The following is a 20459-nucleotide window of genomic DNA, read 5'->3' as shown; positions in this document are numbered from 1 at the left end:
GTTCCATCAGCCCGCGAATGGTCAGCAGCCGTTCCGCCTGGTCGTTGATCGATTTGGCGAAATCGGCGTAATTCTTCGGGTTGTTGCCGCGCACGGCGTGCTGCAGGTCCGCGACATTGGTCGGAGTCCAGGCGTGGCTTTCCCCGCGCAGACGGTACTGATAGACGCCGCCGACATCCAGCATCGAACGGTAGAGCGGGTTATCGCCGTAAGCGAGCCCATGGCGGCGGACCGCTTCTTCCGCGACTTCCATCAGGCCGACGCCCTCGATGGTGGTTGCGGTGCCGGTGAAATAGGTATCGACGAATTTGCTGCTGAGGCCGACCGCGTCGAAAATCTGCGCGCCGCAATAACTCTGGTAGGTCGAAATGCCCATCTTGGACATGACCTTGAGGATGCCCTTGCCGACTGCCTTGATGTAATTCTGCTCGACCTGTTTGGCGGTCAACTCGGGGCATTTCAACTCGCGCAACTGCTCCAGCGTTTCGAAGGCGAGGTAGGGGTTGATCGCTTCCGCGCCGTAACCTGCCAGCACGCAGAAATGGTGCACTTCGCGCGCTTCGCCGGTTTCGACGACCAGCCCGGTCTGCATCCGCAAGCCCTGACGGACGAGGTGGTGGTGCACGGCGGCGGTGGCGAGCGCGGCGGGGATCGGAATGCGGCCCTCGCTCTGCGCCCGGTCGGACAGCACCAGGATGTTGTGATCCTGCAGCACCGCTTCGGTCGCGGCCCAGCACATTTCCTTCAGCGCAAACGACAGCCCCTTCGCGCCTTTGGAGGCTTTCCAGGTGATATCGATGGTTTCGGTGCGGAACGCGCCGTCGAGGCTGCTTTCGACCGAACGGATCTTGGCCAGATCCTGGTTGGTCAGGATCGGCTGGCTAACCTCCAGCCGTTTGTGCGTACCAGCGTCATGGCCCAGCAAATTGGGGCGCGGGCCGATCATCGACAGCAGGCTCATCACCAGCTCTTCGCGGATCGGATCGATCGGCGGATTGGTTACCTGCGCGAAATTCTGCTTGAAATAGTCATACAGCAGCCGGCTCCGGCTGGACAGGACGGCAATTGGCGTATCGGTGCCCATCGATCCGATCGGGTCTTCGCCCAGCGATGCCATCGGTTCGAGGAATTTGCCGATGTCTTCCTGCGTATAGCCGAACGCCTGCTGGCGCTGGAGCAGCTCGGTGCTGTGTTCGGGCACTTCGGAATATTCGAGATCGAGATGCTCGAGATCTTCCAGCTTGTACTGCGCCTTGGCGAGCCATTTTGCATAGGGTTCCGCCTCGGCGAGGTCGGCCTTCAGCTCCTCGTCCTCGATGATCCGGCCCTGTTCGAGATCGATCAGCAGCATCCGCCCCGGCTGGAGGCGCCATTTGCGAATGATGTCTTCTTCAGGGAATGGCAGCACGCCGCTTTCCGATGCGAGGCACACCAAATCGTCCTTGGTGACGCAGAAGCGCGCGGGGCGCAGACCGTTGCGGTCCAGAGTCGCGCCGATCTGGCGACCATCGGTAAAGGCCACCGCCGCCGGGCCGTCCCACGGTTCCATCAGGGCCGCGTGATATTCGTAAAACGCCTTGCGAGCGGGATCCATCAGCGGGTTCCTGGCCCAGGCTTCCGGCATCAGCATCATCATGGCGTGGGCCAGGCTGTATCCACCCGCCAGCAGCAGTTCGAGCGCGTTGTCGAGACAGGCGGTGTCGGACTGGCCATGCGGGATCAATGGCCACATCTTGTCGAGATCGGGGCCGAGCAGCTCGGATTCCATCGTCCGGCGGCGCGCGTTCATCCAGTTCACATTGCCGCGAACCGTGTTGATTTCGCCATTATGCGCAATCAGGCGGAACGGGTGCGCCAGCCGCCAGCTGGGGAAGGTGTTGGTCGAGAAACGCTGGTGCACCAGGCCCAGCGCGCTGATGCAGTCGGGATCGCGCAGATCGTCGTAGAAACTGCCGACTTGCGTGGCCAGCAGCAGGCCCTTGTACACGATCGTCCGGCTGGAAAAGCTCGGGATATACATGGCTAGCAGGCCCGGCAGATCATGCTTTGCCGCGAGATCCTTAAGGGGATTGAGCGTCTGCTTGCGAATCACGATCAGCTTGCGCTCGAACGCGTCCTGGTCGGCACAATCCGGACCCCGCGCGACGATACACTGGCGGATCACCGGCATCGACGCCAGCACGGTCTTGCCGAGGCCGGTGGTGGTGACCGGCACATCGCGCCAGCCGACCAGAAGCTGGCCTTCCTTGGCGATGAATTTTTCCAGCTGCCCGGTCACGAATTCGCGCGCGGCTTCGTCTTGCGGCATGAAACACATGGCCACGGCGTAATCGCCCGACCGGGGCAGATCGATCCCCTTGCCGTCCGCCCATGTGCGGATCAGCGGATCGGGTATCTGCAGCAGGATACCCGCGCCGTCGCCGAGCAGCGGATCGGAACCCACCGCGCCGCGATGATCGAGATTGTGCAGGATCTCCAGCGCCTGGGTTACGATTGAATGGCTTTTGGTGCCCTTGATATGCGCGACAAGACCGACGCCGCAGGCATCATGTTCATTGCGCGGATCATAGAGGCCGATCTTCCGGCCAATTTCAAACGAACGCAGGGGCGCAGTCTTGCCCATTCCAATTCCAGTTCTGTCAGATGCCGGGCCAAGGGCTTGCAGGACCCCACTCGGCAATGAAATGCGACTTTTACTGATCCCAGCCGTAGCAAAAATGTCGCTTTGCCCGTTATTGACGACACGAAGTGATTTTTGCAACCGCGGAGGCGCAACTTATCGTTCAGGCCGGAAAAGAATATCGACGCCGCAAGACGGCATAAGCCTGCCAGGAGCAACAGCCCGCAGGATTGCTCCGGCGGGGTCTTTATGGCTGAAATGCTGGGATCAGGACCTGATCAAGCGCGCCTTAGCGGGTGCCGCTGACCCTTCGGAGCTGGTCCAGCGCACCGCGCAATGTCCGCTCGGTTTCGTCGGCGCCCGATGGCGCGGCAGCCGCTTGAGGGGCCGCTATCGAGAACGGTGCCTCGATTCTGCGGCGGGGTGAGGCGGTCTCCCGACCGGGAAAGACCGCCACGGAATCCGCCAGATCGCACTCGTCATCGGACGGCAAGGCAACGCTTCTGCGCGGTTCGGCGGCTTCCTTCCTCAGCGTGAGCAGCGAACTGAATTCCTCCTCTTCGAGCGGCGCGGCTGTGTGCCGGTCTTGCCCTGTATCATGGAAGGCGCCCGCGGGCTGTTGCTGCATCGCGAGTGCGAGGCGCTCGACCAGTTGCACGATGCCGAGTTCGTCGAGCGGACGGCGGATCAGTTGCTCGGCCATCCCGGAAACATCAACCCTGGCGGCGGCGGGCTGCGGAATTTCGGTACCTTCGTCTGCCAGCGAAGGCGCAACCAAAGCGGCGGGTTCGGTGGCCTCAACGGCTTGATCGAGGCTGGTAGCACCCAGTTCCTCGTGTGCGGAGATCGGTACCTTTTTCTCGTAATAACCGCCGCCATGGATGCCCCGTGCGGCAGGACCATGGTGGCCGATCGCAGCGATCCGGCGCGCCAGAAGCAGTCCAGTGATGGCCCCGGCAATTGCGCCCGTCCCAGCGATCATCAGGCGCGCGGTAAATCCGAGTGGTGCCTGTGCCGCCGGCAGGAGGGTCGTCAGGCCGGAGGCCACGGCGGCATGTTCGAACAATGCGGCGGGCACTATCAGGCTGCCGATCCCGAGCAGGCTGGCGAACCACACGGCTGCGATGACGGGAAACACCGGATGCGTGCTGAGTGGCGGCCTGGCCGGCATGTTTCTGGCCCGAATGGTTCTGGATGCCACTAGCGATTGTCCCTGTTTGCCCGAACGATCAGACGCCCCGTCACGCGGCAGCCGGAATGGCTCCATGCCTTTCGTGCTGCGGAGACTTGCGTATCAAATGATGGTAAACCGATTGATAACGCGCGATGTTGACAGCCCAGTCATGGTGGCGGCGTACATGGTCAACGCCGCGTGCGCGCATGGCATCCCATTCACTGCGTGTGTCGATCAGATCCGCCAGCGCGTCGGCGCAGCCCTGCGGGTCGTCGGGCGGGAACAGGCTGCCGGTCGCGCCGTCGACGATCAATTCGCGGTGCCCGCCGACATCCGATGCGGCCACGATCCGCCGCTGCGCCATGGCTTCCAGCGGCTTCAGCGGAGTGACCAGATCAGTCAGGCGGCTGCGCTTGCGCGGATAGGCGAGGATATCGACCAGCGAATAATAGCGCTCGACCTGATCGTGCGGGACTGGGCCGGTGAACAGGATTGCACCAGCCGCGGGTGAAGCGGCGGCCTGTGCGCGCAGGGCCGCGTCCATCGGTCCGCCGCCGACCAGCAACAGCTGCGCGCCGGGATGGCGGGCCTGGAGCAGCGGCATCGCCGCGATCAGATCGTCCAGACCTTCGTAATCGTAGAAACTGCCGATGAAGCCGATCACTGGGGTGCCGGTGCCGATTCCAAGCTCGGCTGCCAATCGGTCGTCGCGCGGCGGCGGATCGCCGAAGAGGGTCAGGTCGACCCCGTTCGGGCTGAGGCCGATCTTCCCGCCGGGGAATCCGCGCCCGATCAGATCTTCGCGAAGACCTTCGCAGATGGTGAAGACCGCATCCGCCCCCGCAACGACGCGGTTTTCCAGCGCGCGGGTGGCGCGGTAACGGATTGAGCCCTCGCGCCCGGCGCGATTGCCGACCGCGGCGTCTTCCCAGAAGGCGCGGATTTCATAGACCAGCGGGATGCCGCGGGACCGCGCAATTTTCATCGCCGCCAGCCCGCACAAGGCCGGGGAATGGGCGTGGAGAATATCGGGCTGACAATCGTCCGCGAGCTTGCCGATCGCCTCGGCAAAGCGGGCGACCTCGCGCCATTCGCGCATTCCCGCAACACCGCTTGCTGCGCCGGAAGTGCGGTGGAACATCAGCCCGTCGTGCACTTCAGCGCGCGCTTCGCCCGCTTCGTGTCGCAGGCCGGTGATGCCGCGCACATCGATCCCGGCGGCCTGCTGGCTGCGCATGATCGCGCGGGTGCGGAAGGAATAACCGCTGTGCATCGGTAGCGAATGGTCGAGGATATGGAGCACGCGAGTCATGCGTAACTGTTTACCGCAGCATCCTTAACGCCGCGTCAACCGCGCGCTGTTATGCCGCACCGGTGATCGACTATTTCGCCCTTGCCCTTGCGCATTTCCTGATCGTGGTCGCGCTGATCCGGATGCAGGGCCGCGATGATCTGGATCGTGACGGGGCGGCCGAGGAAGATCCCGTGTCCGTTCCCGAACCACGGCGTTGAGTCGTTGCTGGATCTGGCGCTCTTTACCTTCGTGCTGGCCTTCCTTGCGGCCGGTGTCCGGCGGCCGTTCCTGTGGGTGCTGGCCTATCTCTATATCGACATCCTCTCGCCGCAGAAAATCGGCTGGGCGCTGACGCCGGCCCTGCCGATTTCACTGATCGCATTCTGCGCCGCCTTTGCCGGATGGCTGCTGGCCGATCCCAAGCGGGGCAGCCGGTTCACCTTCCGCCAGTTCCTGATGCTGTGCCTGCTGATCTATTGCGGGATCACCACCAGCATGGCCGATTTCCCCCTGGAGGCGGCGAGCAAATGGGCATGGGTGTGGAAAGCGCTGGTGTTTGCGATCTTCTTCCCGCTCACGCTGACCACGCGGCTGCGCATCGAGGGCGCTGCGCTGATCATGGTGCTGACGGTTTCGGCAATCATCATCAGCGCGGGGCTGAAGACCGCGCTGGGCGGCGGCGGATATGAAAGCATGTATTTCTTCGTCAACGACAACAGCGGCCTCTACGAAAGTTCCACTCTGGCGACAGTGGCGGTGGCGATCATCCCGCTGATCTGGTGGTTCACCCGTCACGGCACGGTGTTCGTGCCGGACTGGCGGGTGAAACTGTTCGCCTATACGCTGATCTTTGCCTGCCTGCTGATCCCGGTGGGGACCGAGGCGCGAACCGGATTGCTGTGCATCGGCGTGCTCGCGCTGCTGATCCTGCGCAATGTGAAGCGGCGGATGGTGTTCATCGCCGCGGGAACCGCGCTTGGTTTGGCGGCACTGCCGTTCCTGCCGCAAAGCTATTACGAGCGGATGGCCACCATCAACAGCCCCTCGGGCGACGAATCCGCCTCGACCCGCGTCGCGGTGTGGCAATGGACGCTGGACTACGCTGCGGAAAATCCGCTGGGCGGCGGGTTCGATGCCTACCGCGGCAACAGTTTTACCTATGACATTCCCGTCACCGAAACCGTCGGAAACTCCGTTGCGGTGGAATACCGCGAAGTGACGGACGAGGCACGCGCCTATCATTCGGCGATCTTCGAAATGCTGGGCGAACAGGGCTGGCCCGGGCTGATGCTGTGGCTGTGGCTGCAAGTGCTGGGTATATGGCAGATGGAACGGCTGCGGCGGCGCTGGCGCGGACGCAGCGCAGCGCAGGACCAATGGCAGGCCCCGCTGGCCAGCGCATTGCAGTTCGGCCAGATCATCTATCTGGTCGGATCGCTGTTTCAGGGTATCGCCTACCAGCCGTTCATCCTGCTGCTGATCGGGCTGCAATGCGCGCTGTGGAGCTATTGCAAACTGCATGATTCGCCGGCCGAGAAGGTCGTTCGGGGCGCTTCCGGGGTGATCGCTTCCGCCGCGCCCGCGGATGCCGTAACGGCAGCCTCTCCTGCGTTGCGCTGACCCGCTTAATCCGGCATGAAGCCGCCATTCCCATCGTAACAGCGACCAGAGGAGAGGCGTATGAGCCCGCAGGATATTGCAGCGAAAACAGGCGAAACCATCGGCACCAGCGAATGGGCCGAAATGAGCCAGGAACGGATCAATCAGTTTGCCGAAGCAACCGGCGATCACCAGTTCATCCATGTGAACGAGGAAATGGCCAAGATGACCCCGTTCGGCGGAACGATCGCCCACGGATTTCTTACCTTGTCGATGATCCCATATCTCAGCGCCAATTCGGATCTTCCGAAGGTGGACAATATCAAGATGGCGGTGAATTACGGGGGCAACAAAACCCGCTTCATCGCCCCGGTGCGTTCAGGCAAGCGTATCCGCGGCCATTGGAAGCTGACGGAAATGGCGGAAAAGCGCCCCGGCCAGTGGCAGCAGACCGTCGAAATTACCATCGAGATCGAAGGCGAGGACAAGCCTGCCCTGATCTGCGAATGGATTACCATGTATTTCGTCTGATCTTTCCCTTTTCCGGGAAAGGCAGGCCAGTTTCAATCGATCAAGGAATTCACCATGCGTGACGCAGTCATCGTTTCCACCGCCCGCACGGCCATCGGCCGCGCTTACAAGGGCGCTTTCAATTCCACTTCCGGCGCTACGCTCGGTGCCTATTCGCTGAAGCCTGCGCTGGAACGCGCGGGCATCGAAGGCGCCGAAGTGGACGACGTGATCTGGGGCAGCGCGCTCCAGCAGGGCACCCAGGCGGGCAATCTCGGCCGTCAGGTAGCCTTGCGCGCCGGGCTGCCGGTAACCGTTTCGGGCATGACGATGGACCGCCAGTGTTCCTCCGGCCTGATGACCATCGCCACGGCGGCCAAGCAGGTAATCATCGACCGGATGGATATTGTCGCGGCTGGCGGCCAGGAATCGATCAGTCTGGTGCAGACCCCCGAAATGCGCGTCGCGCCCGACCGCGAACTGATGGCAATGCACGGCGCGGTCTATATGCCGATGCTGCAAACCGCCGAAACCGTGGCCGCGCGCTACGGCATCACCCGCGAGGCGATGGACGAATATGCGCTGGAATCGCAGATGCGCACTGCCGCTGCTCAGGCCGCGGGCAAGTTCGACGATGAAATCGTGTCGGTCACCACCACCCATAAGGTGAAGGACAAGGAAAGCGGCGAAGTCAGCGATGTCGAAGTGACCATCGCCAAGGATGAAGGCAACCGTCCCGATACCACGCTGGAGGGGCTATCCAGCCTCAAACCCGTAATGGGCCCCGACATGACGATCACGGCGGGCAACGCATCGCAATTGTCCGATGGTTCCAGCGCCTGTGTAGTGATGGAGGCCAAGACCGCCGAAAAGCGCGGGTTGACCCCGCTCGGCCGCTATGTCGGCATGGCCGTCGCCGGGACGGAGCCAGATGAAATGGGCATCGGCCCTGTGTTCGCCATCCCCAAGCTTCTCGAACGGTTCGACCTGAAGATCGGCGACATCGGCCTGTGGGAACTGAACGAAGCCTTTGCCGTGCAGGTGATCTATTGCCGCGACAAGCTGGGCATCGACAACAGCCTGCTCAACGTCAACGGCGGGTCGATCTCGATCGGCCACCCTTACGGGATGACCGGCGCGCGCTGCACCGGCCACGCGCTGATCGAAGGCAAACGCCGCGGTGCGAAATACGCGGTCGTCACCATGTGCGTCGGCGGCGGCATGGGTGCGGCCGGACTGTTCGAAATCTTCTGATCTGCTGGTCCTCCCCGGGCTTTGGTCCGGGGAGGACAGGTTCGGCAGAAACCTGAGAATCAGCCCCTGGCGGCTTTACGCGACCGCCTTCAGCCGTGCCTGCTTGCCGTATTTTTCGAGGAAATCCTCTACCACCGGGGCGATCTTGTCGCGCCAGCGGCTGCCGTTGAAGATGCCGTAATGCCCGGCGCCTTCGGCCAGGAAGTATTTTTTCCTGCTTGCCGCCAGACCGGTCGCCAGATCGAGCGCCGCCTTGGTCTGGCCAATCCCCGAGATGTCGTCCCGCTCGCCTTCGACGCACAGGATCGCGGTGTCCTTGATCGCAGCCAGATCGACCACCTTGCCGCGGTGCTCGAAAGTGCCGTTGGGGATCGAGTGCTTCTGGAACACTTCTTCCACCGTCTGGAGGTAGAATTCCGCGGTCATGTCGCAGACCGAACGGTATTCCTCGTAGAAATCCTTGGTCGCCTGCGCGCTGATGTCGTCTCCGGCGTTGAGATGCTTGAACATCTCGAAATGGCTCATCATGTGGCTGCCGAGGTTCATGCTCATGAAACTGGCAAGCTGCAGGAAGCCGGGATAAACCCTGCGGCCCGCACCGGGATAGCTGAACGGCACGGTCGCGATCACTGTCCGGCGGAACCAGGACAGCGGGCGATCCATCGCCAGATCATTGACGGTGGTCGGCGATTTGCGGGTGTCGATCGGTCCGCCCATCATGGTCAGCGTCAGCGGCCGCGCGGGGTGCTTGTCCCCGTTCATCAGGGCCGTCGCGGCCAGCGCGGGCACCGAGGGCTGGCAAACCGCCATCATATGCGCGCCTGGACCGATGAATTCGAGAAATTCGATCAGGTAGTCGATGTAATCATCAAGATCGAAGCGCCCGTCGCGGACCGGCACCGTGCGGGCGTCGGCCCAGTCGGTGATATAGACCTCGCAGCTTTCCGCCATCCGCTCGACCGTGCCGCGCAGCAAGGTCGCGTAATGGCCGCTCATCGGCGCGACGATCAGCAAGCGGGGCGCATCGGCAGGCAGGCCTTCGCGGCGGAATTTAAGCAGGTCGCCAAACGGCTTGGTCACGACAACCGATTCCGCGACCGGGAAATCCTTCCCGTCCACGGCTACGTCTTCGATACCGAAAGCAGGCTTTCCGCGGGGTGCCGCGGCATGGGCGAACACCTCCAGCGCCGAGGATGCCGCAGGACCGAGGCCGAGATAGGCCAGCGGTAACCGCGAGCTCGCGAGCATTTCGGAACCAATGGACGCCCAGGCGCTGGCGCTACTTAGCCAGGCGCGCTGCATTTCATGTGCATGATAAAGCAAATAAATTCCCCTGCGACCCGTATCGGGTTTATTGTTGCACTGCACCATGAACGAGATCGTGACGCGAGGCAAATTTTCAATGGCGGTTCACCGCAAACCCGGCGTGAGGGCGGATAAAACCCCTGCGCAGTGGATTTTGTCCGCGCCCAGCGCTAACGGCAGTCCATGGACTCCCACACAGCCACGACCCTTACGCCTGGCCCCAACGATCGCGCCTTGGATGGTGACAATTCGGCGGAGATTGCGCCAAAGCCTGCGCGCAGTCTCGGCCCGCTGAAGATGATCTGGGCCGAATTGGCCCGATATCCCGGAAAAGTTGCGCTGGCATTCGTGGCCCTGCTGATTACCGCTAGCGCGACTCTGGCCATTCCGGCCGGATTCAAGCTGATCATCGACAACGGCTTTGGCGGCGGCGGGGACCCCGCCGACATAGGGCGCTGGTTTCGTTACCTGATGATGATCGTCGTGGTCCTGGCGCTCGGCACTGCGATGCGGTTCTATTTCGTCAGCTGGCTGGGCGAGCGCGTTGTCGCGGATATCCGGCTGAAGGTGCAGGACAATCTGCTGCGGCTGGCCCCGTCGTTCTACGAGGAGAACAGCCCCAAGGAAATTTCCAGCCGGATGACCGCGGATACTGCGCTGATCGAACAGGTGGTGGGGACCACCGTGTCGGTGGCGCTGCGCAACATCCTGATGGGGATCGGCGGGACCGCCTATCTGTTCTGGCTCGCCCCGCAACTGACCGTCGGGCTGATCATCGCCATCCCGCTGATCATGCTGCCGATCATGTATTTCGGCCGCCGGGTGCGCAATGTCTCGCGCACCAGCCAGGACCGGGTGGCCGATGTCGGCGCGATGATCGCCGAAACGCTGGGCGCGATGAAGATCGTCCAGGCGTTCAATCAGGAAAAGCGCGAGCAGGCCCGGTTCGAAGGCGCGGTGGAGGCGATCTTCACCACCGCGAAGCGGCGCATCCTGCTGCGCGCGGCGATGACCTCGATCATCATCATGTTCATTTTCGGTTCGATTACCCTGATCATGTGGCGCGGCGCGATCGGGGTTTCCACCGGCGAGATCAGCGGCGGGACAATCGCCGCCTTCGTGATCACCGGCGGGCTGGTTGCGGGCTCCTTCGGCGCGCTGACCGAAGTCTATGGCGACCTGCTGCGCGGTGCCGGCGCGGCGAGCCGCCTCAACGAATTGCTCAACGAAAAGCCGGTGATCGCTCCGCCCGCGCGGCCGATGGCCTTGCCGGAACCGCCGCGCGGCAGCCTGTCGTTCCGCAACGTCACCTTCCGCTATCCCACGCGCCTGGAAATGCCTGCGCTGAAGGATTTCAGCCTGGAGGTCGAACCCGGCGAAACGGTCGCCATCGTCGGTCCTTCGGGTGCCGGGAAATCGACCATCTTCCAGCTGGCGGAACGATTCTACGATCCGCAGGCCGGCTCGATCCGGGTCGACGGAATACCGCTGACCAGCGCCGATCCCGCCGCGATTCGCCGCCGCATGGGGCTGGTGCCGCAGGACGGGGTGCTGTTTTCCGCCAACGCGCGGGATAATCTGCGCTACGGCGAATGGGATGCCACCGACGAACAGATCTGGGAGGCGGCGCGGGCGGCCAACGCAGAGGGCTTCCTGCGCGCGCTTCCCGAAGGTCTCGACACTTATCTCGGCGAAGGCGGCGCGCGGCTGTCGGGCGGCCAGCAGCAGCGGGTTGCGATTGCCCGCGCCCTGCTGCGCGATTCGCCGATCCTGCTGCTCGACGAAGCCACCAGCGCGCTGGACGCCGAAAGCGAACAGCTGGTGCAGCAGGCGCTCGACCGGCTGATGGCGAACCGGACCACGCTGGTCATCGCGCACCGCCTCGCCACGGTCCGCAAGGCGGACCGGATCGTGGTGCTGGAGGATGGCCGCATCGTCGAACAGGGCACCCACGCCCAGCTGGCCGAAGCCGGCGGATTGTATGCGCGCCTGTCTTCGCTGCAGTTCGGGGCGGAAAAGGCCGCCTGACCAGGCCATTTCCCCGCAGCTTTTCGATCAAGCTGCAATGGAAACCGACGAACGGCAACTTGACCGCGCAAAACGGGCTATCACAGCCTCACCAACCTCAGGCCCGCAGCCATTTGGCATGACGGGCCGAACACAACCGGGAGTCGCAATCAATGATCAAGACCATGCTCGCCCTAGGCGGCAGCGCCGTCGCGCTCGCGCTGGCAACGCCTGCCGCGGCGCAGGACGCCTCCAGCGAAGACGCTGCCACCCCGACGATGAGTTTCGGCACCTGGGGCGTAGATCCCGCTGCGATCGATCCGGCAATCGACCCGGGTGATGATTTCTTCGCCTATGTGAACGCCAAATGGCTGGCGGAAAACCCGCTACCGGCGGAATATTCGCGCTTCGGCGCATTCAACCTGCTGCGTGAAAAGTCGACCGAAGACGTGAAGTCGCTGGTCGATACGCTGGTGGCGGAAAACCCCGCGCCCGGCACGTCGGAACGGCGGATCGTGGACGCGTATCAGGCCTTCGTCGATACTGCAGCGATCGATGCTGCGGGGATGGCGCCGATCAACCCCTATCTATTCCGGATTTACGAGGCCGATTCGATCGACAAGCTGGCCAGATTGTGGAGCCAGCCGGGTATGCCGGGGCCGATCGGCGGCTTCGTGACGGTCGACCAGAAGCAGCCCGACCAGTATGTGCCCTATCTCGGCAGCGGCGGCCTGGGCCTGCCGGACCGCCAGTATTACCTCGACGCGACCGAAAAGGGCGCGGCGATCCAGCAGAAATACCGCGACTATCTGACCTTCCTGTTCCGCGAAGCCGGGTTCGGCGATCCGGCGATGACGGCCCGAGCGGTGTATGATCTGGAAGACCGGATCGCGCGTGAGATTTCCTGGGACCGCGCCGTCAGCCGCAACCGCGACCTCACCTATAACGCGGTGACACCGGAGGAACTGGTCGCGGCGGCGGGCAAGTTCCCGGTCCGCACGATGATCGAGGAAGCGGGCTTCGGCGCGGCGACCAAATTCGTCGTGACGCAGATGCCGCCGACCGAAGACGAGATCGCCGCTCTCGGCCTGACGCCTGATTATGTCGCCAAGATCGGCAAGGGCACGCCGGGCATGTTCGAATTGCTGGGCGAATACGATGTGGCGACGCTGCAGGCGTGGACCGTGGCGCGGTTCCTGTCGGGCAATGCCTCGGTGATGCCGACGCGGTTCGACGAGGCGAATTTCGAATTCTTCGGCAAGACCCTGCAAGGTACGCCGGAACAGCGCCCACGCTGGAAGCGCGCCATCGCCGAGGTCGAAGGGCATCTCGGCGAAGTGCTCGGCAAGAGCTATGTCGAGCGCAATTTCCCGCCGGAAAACAAGGCGGCCATGGATTCGCTGGTCAAGAACCTGCGGGTTGCCATGGCGCAAAGCATCGACGAGCTCGACTGGATGGGCGCCGGGACCAAGGTCGAAGCCAAGGCCAAGCTGGCGGCGTTCGACCCCAAGATCGGCTACCGCGACAATCTGGAAACCTATGACGGCCTGGCCATCGTTCCGGGAGATCCCATCGCCAACCGCATGGCGGCGGCGCAATGGCAGCTGGAGGACAATCTGTCGAAAATGGGCGGTCCGATCGACCGCACGGAATGGGGTATGCTGCCGCAAACGGTCAACGCCTATTACAATCCGACCAAGAACGAAATCGTCTTCCCCGCCGCCATCCTGCAGCAGCCGTTCTTCGGCATCACCAACGATCCGGCGGTCAATTACGGCGGCATCGGCGGGGTGATCGGCCATGAAATGGGCCATGGTTTCGACGATCAGGGCTCCAAGTCGGACGGTACCGGCCTGCTGCGCAACTGGTGGGCGCCAAGCGATCTGGAAGCTTTTACCGAGCGTACCGACGCTCTGGTGGCACAGTACGACGCCTTCTGTCCGCTGGATGGCGGCGAAACCTGCGTCAACGGACGGCTCACGCTGGGCGAGAACATCGGCGATCTGGGCGGGCTCAGCCTCGCCTACCGCGCCTACAAGCTGTCGCTGAACGGGAAAGAGGACAAGGTCATCGACGGGCTGACCGGCGACCAGCGCTTCTTCCTCGCATGGGCGCAGGTCTGGCGTTCGGCACAGCGCGAAGACAACGCCCGCCAGCGTCTCCGCACCGACCCGCACAGTCCGGAAGAATTCCGGGTGAACGGCGTCGTGCGCAACATGGACGCATGGTACGAAGCCTTCGGCGTCACCGCGGACGACGCGATGTATCTGCCGCCGGAAGACCGGATCTCGATCTGGTAACCGTCGGTCCCGGAACCTAAAAAGCGCCCCGTTCCCCGCCGGAACGGGGCGCTTTTTCGTTTTGCATTTGACATGGCGGCCTGCTCCGCCATGAGCACCCGCCATGGACCAGACAATCACCGCCATACTGCTTGGCATCCTCGAAGGGCTGACGGAATTCCTGCCGGTTTCCTCGACCGGGCATCTCATCCTGGCGCAGACGTTCTTCGGTTATGACCCGGAACAGTGGCGGCAATTCAACATCGTCATCCAGCTGGGCGCGATCCTGGCGGTGGTGGTCGCCTATTGGTCCACGTTCTGGAACATGGGGATGGGTCTGCTGCGGCGGGAGGAGATGTCTTTCCGCTTTGTGCGCAATATCCTGCTGGCGTTCCTGCCCGCGGCGGTCATCGGGCTCGCCGCGAAGGACATCATCGATGCCATGCTGACCAGCCCGATGGTGGTGGCGATCGCGCTGGTCGTCGGCGGGATCGCGATCCTGGTGCTGGAGCGGACCATCCCGGCGAGAATAGATACCGGCGTGCCCGCGCTCACCTGGAAGATGGCCATTGGCGTGGGACTGGTGCAATGCCTTGCGATGATCCCCGGCACCAGCCGTTCGGGCGCGACGATCATGGGCGCGCTAGCCATGGGGGTGGGCCGCAAGACCGCGGCGGAATTCTCCTTTTTTCTCGCGGTCCCGACGATGATCGGCGCGGCCACGGTCAAGATCGTTGACGAACCGGCTCTTTTGCTGGGTGAGGCAACTATCGGCTGGTCGGAGATCGGCCTCGGCTTCACGGCAGCCTTCCTGGTGGCGCTCGCCGTGATCAAGGCCTTCGTGACCTATGTCAGCCGGCACGGGTTCGCGCCCTTTGCCTGGTACCGGATAATTCTCGGTTCCGGCGCAATCCTGTGGCTCGCGATGGCTTAGTTTGCCGCCACAACTTGCCGCAAAAATGGAACCAAACCTGAGGCAACGCTTTTCTGCTTACATAAGTGAAAGCAGGAATATAAAATGGGTCTTGTAATCTTGATAGCGCTCGGCGCTCTCCTCGGCTGGCTGGCCTCGATCATCACCCGGGTCGAAGACCAGCAAGGCATCGTCTACAATCTCGCGGCTGGCGTCGGTGGAGCGCTGATCTCGGGCCTGTTCATCGGCGACAGCATGATCCTGACCGGGATCAGCGCCGGAACTGTGCTGGCAGGCTTTGCGGGGTCGGTCGTTGTGCTGGCGCTGTGCAATGTCGTTCTGAAGGACGCCTTCCACTAGGGCGGCTCAGACCGGCTTCGCCCCGCTTCCGCGCCCCCCACGCTGGAGATATTCCTGGGTGCCGCGGTGCAGCACATCATCAACATCGATCACGGCCGAATTCGCGTAGGTGAAGGCGGGCGACAGGCTGCGATAGAGCCGATCGAAATCGCGCTCCACCGTCTGGTGGTACAGATCCTCGAAACTCTCGATCACGAAATAGGTCGGCTGCAAATCGTCGATCACGTAATCGGTACGCATGACCCGGTCGACGTTGAGCATGATCCGGTTCGGACTTTTCGCATCCAGCGCAAAGACAATCTCGGTCGGCCCCGACAGAATGCCGGCCCCGTAGGCGCGCAAGGCCCCTTCTTCCAGTACCAGCCCGAATTCTACCGTGTACCAATACAGCGCGCCCAGCGCCTTCAGCCGGTTGTGCCGCATCGCCTTCCATCCGGCGCGGCCATATTCCTGCATGTAATCGGCATAGACCGGATCGGTCAGCATCGGGACATGGCCGAACACGTCGTGGAACACGTCCGGTTCCTGGATATAGTCGAAGGTCTCGCGCGTGCGGATGAAATTGCCTGCGGGGAACCGGCGATTGGCCAGGTGCCAGAAAAAGACGTGGTCGGGGATCAGCATCGGCACGGGCACCACGCTCCACCCGGTCAGCGCGCCCAGATCTTCCGACATCTTGCCAAATTCGGGCACGCCGCCCTGGCCGAGAGCGAGCTTATCAAGTCCCTGCAGGAAGGCGGAGGCCGCCCGACCCGGAAGGACTTCCATTTGCCGGGCGAACAGATCGTCCCAGATCGCGTCATCCTCGGAGGAATATTTGGTCTGTTTCGGTTCGACCCAATCCTCACCCAGATGCGCCGGCTTCCTGAGCGGCGCAGTATACACCTCCGGCGGGAGATCGGGCAGAGCGCTGAAATCGCTTTCGGGTTCGATAATCGTGGCCATGGTCATGTCTTTGGTCCTAGCATCCCTCTTAGCATCCGGGGTCCCTGCTGACAAATGGAGCGCCGCAACGGGAAACGCATATGGGCAAACTGAAGCGTGACGATTACGAGACTTTGCTCGAGCCGCTGGAGGAACAGCTGGTGGCGATGGCGCGCTGGGCGCAAGCCTGCGGCGCGCGCATCGTGGTGCTGTTCGAAGGGCGCGACACAGCGGGCAAGGGCGGGGCCATTCGCGCGGTGTCCGAGCGGCTGAACCCGCGGCAATGCCGGATCGTGGCGCTGTCCAAGCCGAGCGAACGCGAACTCGGCCAATGGTATTTCCAGCGCTACATCGCCCATCTTCCCGCGGCCGGCGAAATCGTCCTGTTCGACCGCAGTTGGTACAACCGCGCCGGGGTCGAGAAAGTCATGGGCTATGCTACCGGAGAACAGGTCCGGCAGTTCCTGGATGCGGTGCCGGATTTCGAAAGGATGCTGGTCAAGGACGGCATCCTGCTGTTCAAATACTGGCTGACCACCGATCAGGAGAATCAGGAAGAGCGCTTGGCGGAACGTCTGGAAGACGCGCTCAAGCGCTGGAAACTCTCGCCCATCGATCTCGCCGCGCGCCACAAATATGCCGAATACACCGCGGCGCGCGAAGCCATGCTGGAAGCGACCCACAGCAAGCACGCGCCGTGGACGCTCGTCGATTTCAACGACCAGAAACGCGGCCGGTTGACGCTGATCCGCGATCTGCTCGACCGGCTCCCGGATACGCATGTCGAGCCGCCGCCGCTTGAATTTCCGCCGCTAGGGCATGACCCTCTGCCGGAAAGCTATGCAGTGCTGAACCCCATCAAGCCGTTCGAGATCTAGCGCGCTTCACGCCGCGGCCCCGGCGGCGAATTCGCGCAGCATGTTCTTGGCGATCACCAGCTGCAGGATCTGCGTGGTGCCTTCGTAAATGGTGTAGATCCGGCTGTCGCGGTAGAACCGTTCCGCCTCGTATTCCGCCAGATAGCCCGCGCCGCCGTGAATCTGGACGCAGCGGTCGGCCACCCGGTTGCACATTTCCGAAGCGAACATCTTGGCACTTGCGCATTCGATGATCGCCTTGCCCTGATCCGCCTTTTCGGAAGCATCGCGCAGCATGCACTCGGCGGCGTAGATTTCGGCCCGGCTGTCCGCCAGCATCGCCTGGATCAGCTGGAAATTGGCAATCGGTTCGCCGAATGCCTTGCGTTCGCTGGCATAGCGCAGCGCAGTGTCGAGAATCCGCTGAGCATAGCCCGCGCTGGCGGCGCCCACCGACAGGCGGCCGTTGTCGAGGCTCTGCATCGCGGTGGCGAAACCCTTGCCTTCTTCCCCTCCGAGCAGCGCGTCGCCCGGCAATTTCACGTCATCGAGATAGATATCCGCGATATGGCTGCCGGACTGGCCCATCTTCCGGTCGGGCTTGCCGACCGAGATGCCGGGACTGTCCATCGGCACCAGAAAGGCGCTGACATGGGCATTGCGCGGCAAGGCTTCCTGGCTGGTCCGCGCCATGATCAGGCCCAGTTTCGCATGCGGCGCGTTGGTGATGTAGCGTTTCGACCCGTTGAGGACATAGCCGTTGCCATCCTTGCGCGCCGTAGTGGCCATCGCGGCGCTGTCGGACCCGGAGCCCGGCTCCGTCAGCCCGAAGCAGGCGATTTCTCCGGCGGCGAGGCGCGGCAGCCATTCGGCCTTCTGTTCCTCCGTTCCGGAATTCTTCAGCGCCGAACAGACCATGCCGAGATTGATCGAGGTGATCGAGCGGTAGGCCGGCAGCGCATAGCTGAGCACCCGGATGGTTTCGACATATTGCGGCACATTCATACCCGAACCGCCGTATTCTTCCGGCATGGTCAGGCCGAACAGGCCCATTTCGCGCATTTCGTCCAGCAGATCGTCCGGAATCCGGTCGTTCGCGATCACGTCGGCCTCCGCCGGGATCAGCCTCTCGCGGACATAGCGTTTGAGCTGGTCGATGAACTGGTCGAAGATTTCGGGATCCATGCCGGTCGTGGCCATAGTCGTGTCCTTTTGAGCTATCCTCGTGGCTCCTGTCGTTCAGGCGGGCCTTGTCTGACGGTTTATTCCTGTCCCGGCGCGGTGGCGGGGCCGTCTTCCGGCGGTTCGGTAACGATAGTCTCGGCCGGTGCGCGGCGTGCCTCGAGCATTTCTGCCGCCTCGTCGAGCGCGCGGGCTTCGCCGACCGTCACCCCACCGGGGCCAGGATCGTTATCGGCCGGTCCGCAGGCAGTCAGAACGCAAAGAATGAGGAGGTGAAAGACAGGTTTCATTTCGCCACCATAGCGTGATGGAGGAAAAGGAAAAGCGGGCGAATCGTAGTGCCGATCCGCCCGCTTCCATTTACAATCCATGCAGGCCTTGTGGGCCCGATCAGTTTGGAGTCGTCGGCGGGGGCGGGGTCCGGACGGGGGTTGGCGTGGCGCCGGTCATTTCCTGGATCTCGGCTGCAGCCGCTGCTGCCGCGTCACCCGCCGCATCGGCTTCACTGCCAACCGGGTCTTCCGGTTCTGCACTTGCCGCATCGACGGCGTTCGCATCCGGATCGGCGGCGGGCATTTCGGTCACCGGTTCCATCGCATCGTTGGCGGGCATTTCGACCGTGTCAGCTTCGGCATCGACCGAAGCATCGTCGGAACTGCCGCAAGCAGCCAGCGCCAGCGCCGAAAGGGATGCAAACAGAACGGTGGTGATCTTGTTCATGGTAATATTCTCCGGAAGGTTTCTGCCTGCCTTCTAGCGGGGTGCAAAAGGCGGGGCAAATACCAATTCTCCCCCGCATAACACCCCGCCGGGCATTCACCGCGAGGCGCGCATCTGCCATGGAACACCCCATGCATGACCCGCTGACCGACCATGATTTCGAGCGCAATTCCGCATTTCCGCCGGAACTGTCCCTGGAAGATGCCCGTGCGCGGCTGAAAAGCATTTTCGGCTTCGATGAATTCCGCGGCCGCCAACCCGAGGTGCTGGAACGGGTGCTGGCGGGCAAGTCCACGCTGGCGGTGATGCCCACCGGCGCGGGAAAATCGCTGACCTACCAGCTGCCCGCCACCATGATGCCCGGCACCTGCGTGGTGATCTCGCCGCTGATTGCGCTGATGCACGACCAGCTGCGTTCCGCCCGCGCCAATGGCATCCGCGCGGCCACCCTGACCAGCGCCGATGCCGACTGGCGCGAGACGATGGACGCGTTTCGCGCAGGCCAGCTCGACCTGCTGTATGTGGCGCCGGAACGGGCGAGCCAACCCGGTTTCCGCGATATGCTCGGCAGCGCGCCGCTCGCCCTGTTTGCTATTGACGAGGCGCATTGCGTGTCTGAATGGGGGCACGATTTCCGCCCTGACTACCGCCAGCTGCGCCCGATGATGGACGCGTTTCCCAAGGTGCCCCGGCTGGCGCTGACGGCGACGGCGGACGAGCACACCCGCGCCGATATTCTGGCCCAGCTGGGCATCCCCAAGAACGGAATGATCATCGCGGGCTTCGACCGGCCCAACATCCGCTATACGATCCGCCACCGGGACAGTGCGGCAAAACAGATCGCCCGCCTGATGGCGGAAATCCCCGGCCCCGGTATCGTCTATGCGCCGACCCGCCGCAAGGTGGAGGCGCTGGCGCAACAATTGGCTGCGGCAACTGGCCGGCCGGTCCTGCCCTATCACGCGGGACTGCCTGCACAGGAGCGTAGCGCGAACCAGACGGCCTTCGTGGCGAGCGAGGACATGGTGATCTGCGCCACGATCGCGTTTGGAATGGGAATCGACAAGCCCGACGTGCGGTTCGTGGCCCATGCCGGGATCCCCAAGTCGATCGAAGCCTATTACCAGGAAACCGGCCGTGCGGGGCGCGACGGGGACCCGGCAACCGCAGTGATGCTGTGGGGTGCAGGCGATTTCGCGCAGGCCCGCCAGCGGCTGAGCGAAACGCCGGAGGAACGGCGCGCGGGCGAACGCACCCGGCTTGATGCGCTGGCCAGTCTGGTGGAGGCACCGGGCTGCCGCCGCGCGATCCTGCTGCGGCATTTCGGCGAAAGCCCGCCGGAAGCCTGCGGGAATTGCGACAATTGCCTCAATCCGCCCAAGCTCGCGGACACCTCCGAAGTCGCGCGGAAATTGCTGTCCGCGGTCTACCGGACCGGGCAGAGCTTCGGTTTCGGCCATA

Annotated in this window: 18 protein-coding genes; 10 read left to right on the top strand and 8 right to left on the bottom strand. The window is 63.2% G+C overall.

The genetic code is table 11. The features are described 5' to 3' along the window. The 3 genes from U0988_RS11125 to U0988_RS11115 form a co-directional block, all read right to left on the bottom strand. Positions 1-2623, bottom strand: a 2623-nt coding sequence (locus U0988_RS11125; RefSeq protein ID WP_322292693.1) for a glutamate synthase central domain-containing protein, incomplete at its 3' end; no start/stop codon positions are given. A gap of 286 nt (positions 2624-2909) precedes the next feature. Further along, entirely contained in the window at positions 2910-3791 is an 882-nt protein-coding gene (locus U0988_RS11120; RefSeq protein WP_322292692.1) for a hypothetical protein, read from the bottom strand. Positions 3792-3861: 70 nt separating this feature from the next. Continuing rightward, a complete protein-coding gene (locus U0988_RS11115) occupies positions 3862-5106 on the bottom strand; it encodes a TIGR04063 family PEP-CTERM/XrtA system glycosyltransferase (protein WP_322292691.1) in 1245 nt (414 codons plus the stop codon). A gap of 62 nt (positions 5107-5168) precedes the next feature. On the opposite strand from U0988_RS11115, the gene U0988_RS11110 reads away from it, so the two are divergent. Genes U0988_RS11110 through U0988_RS11095 form a run of 4 tightly spaced genes read left to right on the top strand, consistent with a single transcriptional unit; the run spans position 5169 to position 8451 of the window. Then, positions 5169-5306 (top strand): hypothetical protein, encoded by a 138-nt coding sequence (locus tag U0988_RS11110; RefSeq protein WP_322292690.1) that lies wholly within the window; start codon positions 5169-5171, stop codon positions 5304-5306. A gap of 4 nt (positions 5307-5310) precedes the next feature. Then, the gene (locus tag U0988_RS11105) at positions 5311-6708 is read left to right on the top strand and encodes a DUF5935 domain-containing protein (protein WP_322292689.1); all 1398 of its coding nucleotides are present in this window, start codon (positions 5311-5313) and stop codon (positions 6706-6708) included. Between the two features lie 60 nt (positions 6709-6768). Further along, positions 6769-7218 (top strand): MaoC family dehydratase, encoded by a 450-nt coding sequence (locus tag U0988_RS11100; protein ID WP_322292688.1) that lies wholly within the window; start codon positions 6769-6771, stop codon positions 7216-7218. A gap of 54 nt (positions 7219-7272) precedes the next feature. Continuing rightward, positions 7273-8451, top strand: a complete 1179-nt coding sequence (locus U0988_RS11095; RefSeq protein ID WP_322292687.1) for an acetyl-CoA C-acyltransferase — start codon at positions 7273-7275, stop codon at positions 8449-8451. Between the two features lie 75 nt (positions 8452-8526). Here the strand turns inward: U0988_RS11095 and U0988_RS11090 are convergent, their stop codons facing one another. Beyond that, positions 8527-9774 (bottom strand): polyhydroxyalkanoate depolymerase, encoded by a 1248-nt coding sequence (locus tag U0988_RS11090; protein WP_322292686.1) that lies wholly within the window; start codon positions 9772-9774, stop codon positions 8527-8529. A gap of 165 nt (positions 9775-9939) precedes the next feature. Between U0988_RS11090 and U0988_RS11085 the strand changes: the two genes are divergently transcribed. The 4 genes from U0988_RS11085 (at position 9940) to U0988_RS11070 (ending at position 15315) form a co-directional block, all read left to right on the top strand. After that, on the top strand, positions 9940-11784 hold the full coding sequence (locus U0988_RS11085) for an ABC transporter transmembrane domain-containing protein (RefSeq protein ID WP_416172390.1): 1845 nt from the start codon (positions 9940-9942) through the stop codon (positions 11782-11784). A 152-nt stretch (positions 11785-11936) separates the two neighbouring features. Then, positions 11937-14063: a M13 family metallopeptidase gene (locus tag U0988_RS11080; RefSeq protein ID WP_322292685.1), complete on the top strand. Its 2127-nt coding sequence runs from the start codon at positions 11937-11939 to the stop codon at positions 14061-14063. Between the two features lie 103 nt (positions 14064-14166). Then, complete coding sequence (locus U0988_RS11075) at positions 14167-14976, top strand: undecaprenyl-diphosphate phosphatase (RefSeq protein ID WP_322292684.1); 810 nt, start codon at positions 14167-14169, stop codon at positions 14974-14976. Between the two features lie 84 nt (positions 14977-15060). Next, on the top strand, positions 15061-15315 hold the full coding sequence (locus U0988_RS11070; protein ID WP_322292683.1) for a GlsB/YeaQ/YmgE family stress response membrane protein: 255 nt from the start codon (positions 15061-15063) through the stop codon (positions 15313-15315). A 6-nt stretch (positions 15316-15321) separates the two neighbouring features. Here U0988_RS11070 and phhA read toward each other — a convergent pair whose 3' ends face one another. Then, positions 15322-16260, bottom strand: a complete 939-nt coding sequence (gene phhA / locus U0988_RS11065; RefSeq protein WP_322292694.1) for a phenylalanine 4-monooxygenase — start codon at positions 16258-16260, stop codon at positions 15322-15324. Between the two features lie 80 nt (positions 16261-16340). Here phhA and ppk2 point away from each other — a divergent pair, with 80 nt between their 5' ends. Then, positions 16341-17117, top strand: a complete 777-nt coding sequence (gene ppk2, locus U0988_RS11060) for a polyphosphate kinase 2 (protein WP_322292682.1) — start codon at positions 16341-16343, stop codon at positions 17115-17117. Positions 17118-17123: 6 nt separating this feature from the next. On the opposite strand, the gene U0988_RS11055 is transcribed toward ppk2, so the two are convergent. From U0988_RS11055 to U0988_RS11045, 3 genes are all read right to left on the bottom strand, one after another. Then, positions 17124-18296 carry an acyl-CoA dehydrogenase family protein gene (locus U0988_RS11055; RefSeq protein WP_322292681.1) on the bottom strand — a complete coding sequence of 391 codons (1173 nt, stop codon included), beginning with the start codon at positions 18294-18296 and terminating at the stop codon, positions 17124-17126. 62 nt (positions 18297-18358) lie between these two features. Next, entirely contained in the window at positions 18359-18568 is a 210-nt protein-coding gene (locus U0988_RS11050) for a hypothetical protein (RefSeq protein WP_322292680.1), read from the bottom strand. A 100-nt stretch (positions 18569-18668) separates the two neighbouring features. Further along, positions 18669-18998 carry a hypothetical protein gene (locus U0988_RS11045; protein WP_322292679.1) on the bottom strand — a complete coding sequence of 110 codons (330 nt, stop codon included), beginning with the start codon at positions 18996-18998 and terminating at the stop codon, positions 18669-18671. Positions 18999-19129: 131 nt separating this feature from the next. Between U0988_RS11045 and U0988_RS11040 the strand changes: the two genes are divergently transcribed. Further along, a partial coding sequence (locus U0988_RS11040; RefSeq protein ID WP_322292678.1) for an ATP-dependent DNA helicase RecQ occupies positions 19130-20459 on the top strand: 1330 nt, incomplete at its 3' end.

It is taken from the genome of Allopontixanthobacter sp., assembly GCF_034376665.1.
Taxonomy (GTDB): Bacteria; Pseudomonadota; Alphaproteobacteria; order Sphingomonadales; family Sphingomonadaceae; genus Allopontixanthobacter.
The sequence above is the reverse complement of the archived record's forward strand: the minus strand, read 5'-3'. Positions and strand labels throughout refer to the sequence as shown.

Coding starts and splice junctions, on each gene's coding strand:
- U0988_RS11045 (WP_322292679.1), bottom strand. CDS start 18,998: ATGAACAAGATCACCACCGTTCTGTTTGCATCCCTTTCGGCGCTGGCG.
- U0988_RS11095 (WP_322292687.1), top strand. CDS start 7,273: ATGCGTGACGCAGTCATCGTTTCCACCGCCCGCACGGCCATCGGCCGC.
- ppk2 (WP_322292682.1), top strand. CDS start 16,341: ATGGGCAAACTGAAGCGTGACGATTACGAGACTTTGCTCGAGCCGCTG.
- U0988_RS11085 (WP_416172390.1), top strand. CDS start 9,940: ATGGACTCCCACACAGCCACGACCCTTACGCCTGGCCCCAACGATCGC.
- U0988_RS11055 (WP_322292681.1), bottom strand. CDS start 18,296: ATGGCCACGACCGGCATGGATCCCGAAATCTTCGACCAGTTCATCGAC.
- phhA (WP_322292694.1), bottom strand. CDS start 16,260: ATGGCCACGATTATCGAACCCGAAAGCGATTTCAGCGCTCTGCCCGAT.
- U0988_RS11075 (WP_322292684.1), top strand. CDS start 14,167: ATGGACCAGACAATCACCGCCATACTGCTTGGCATCCTCGAAGGGCTG.
- U0988_RS11080 (WP_322292685.1), top strand. CDS start 11,937: ATGATCAAGACCATGCTCGCCCTAGGCGGCAGCGCCGTCGCGCTCGCG.
- U0988_RS11070 (WP_322292683.1), top strand. CDS start 15,061: ATGGGTCTTGTAATCTTGATAGCGCTCGGCGCTCTCCTCGGCTGGCTG.
- U0988_RS11050 (WP_322292680.1), bottom strand. CDS start 18,568: ATGAAACCTGTCTTTCACCTCCTCATTCTTTGCGTTCTGACTGCCTGC.
- U0988_RS11120 (WP_322292692.1), bottom strand. CDS start 3,791: ATGCCGGCCAGGCCGCCACTCAGCACGCATCCGGTGTTTCCCGTCATC.
- U0988_RS11115 (WP_322292691.1), bottom strand. CDS start 5,106: ATGACTCGCGTGCTCCATATCCTCGACCATTCGCTACCGATGCACAGC.
- U0988_RS11100 (WP_322292688.1), top strand. CDS start 6,769: ATGAGCCCGCAGGATATTGCAGCGAAAACAGGCGAAACCATCGGCACC.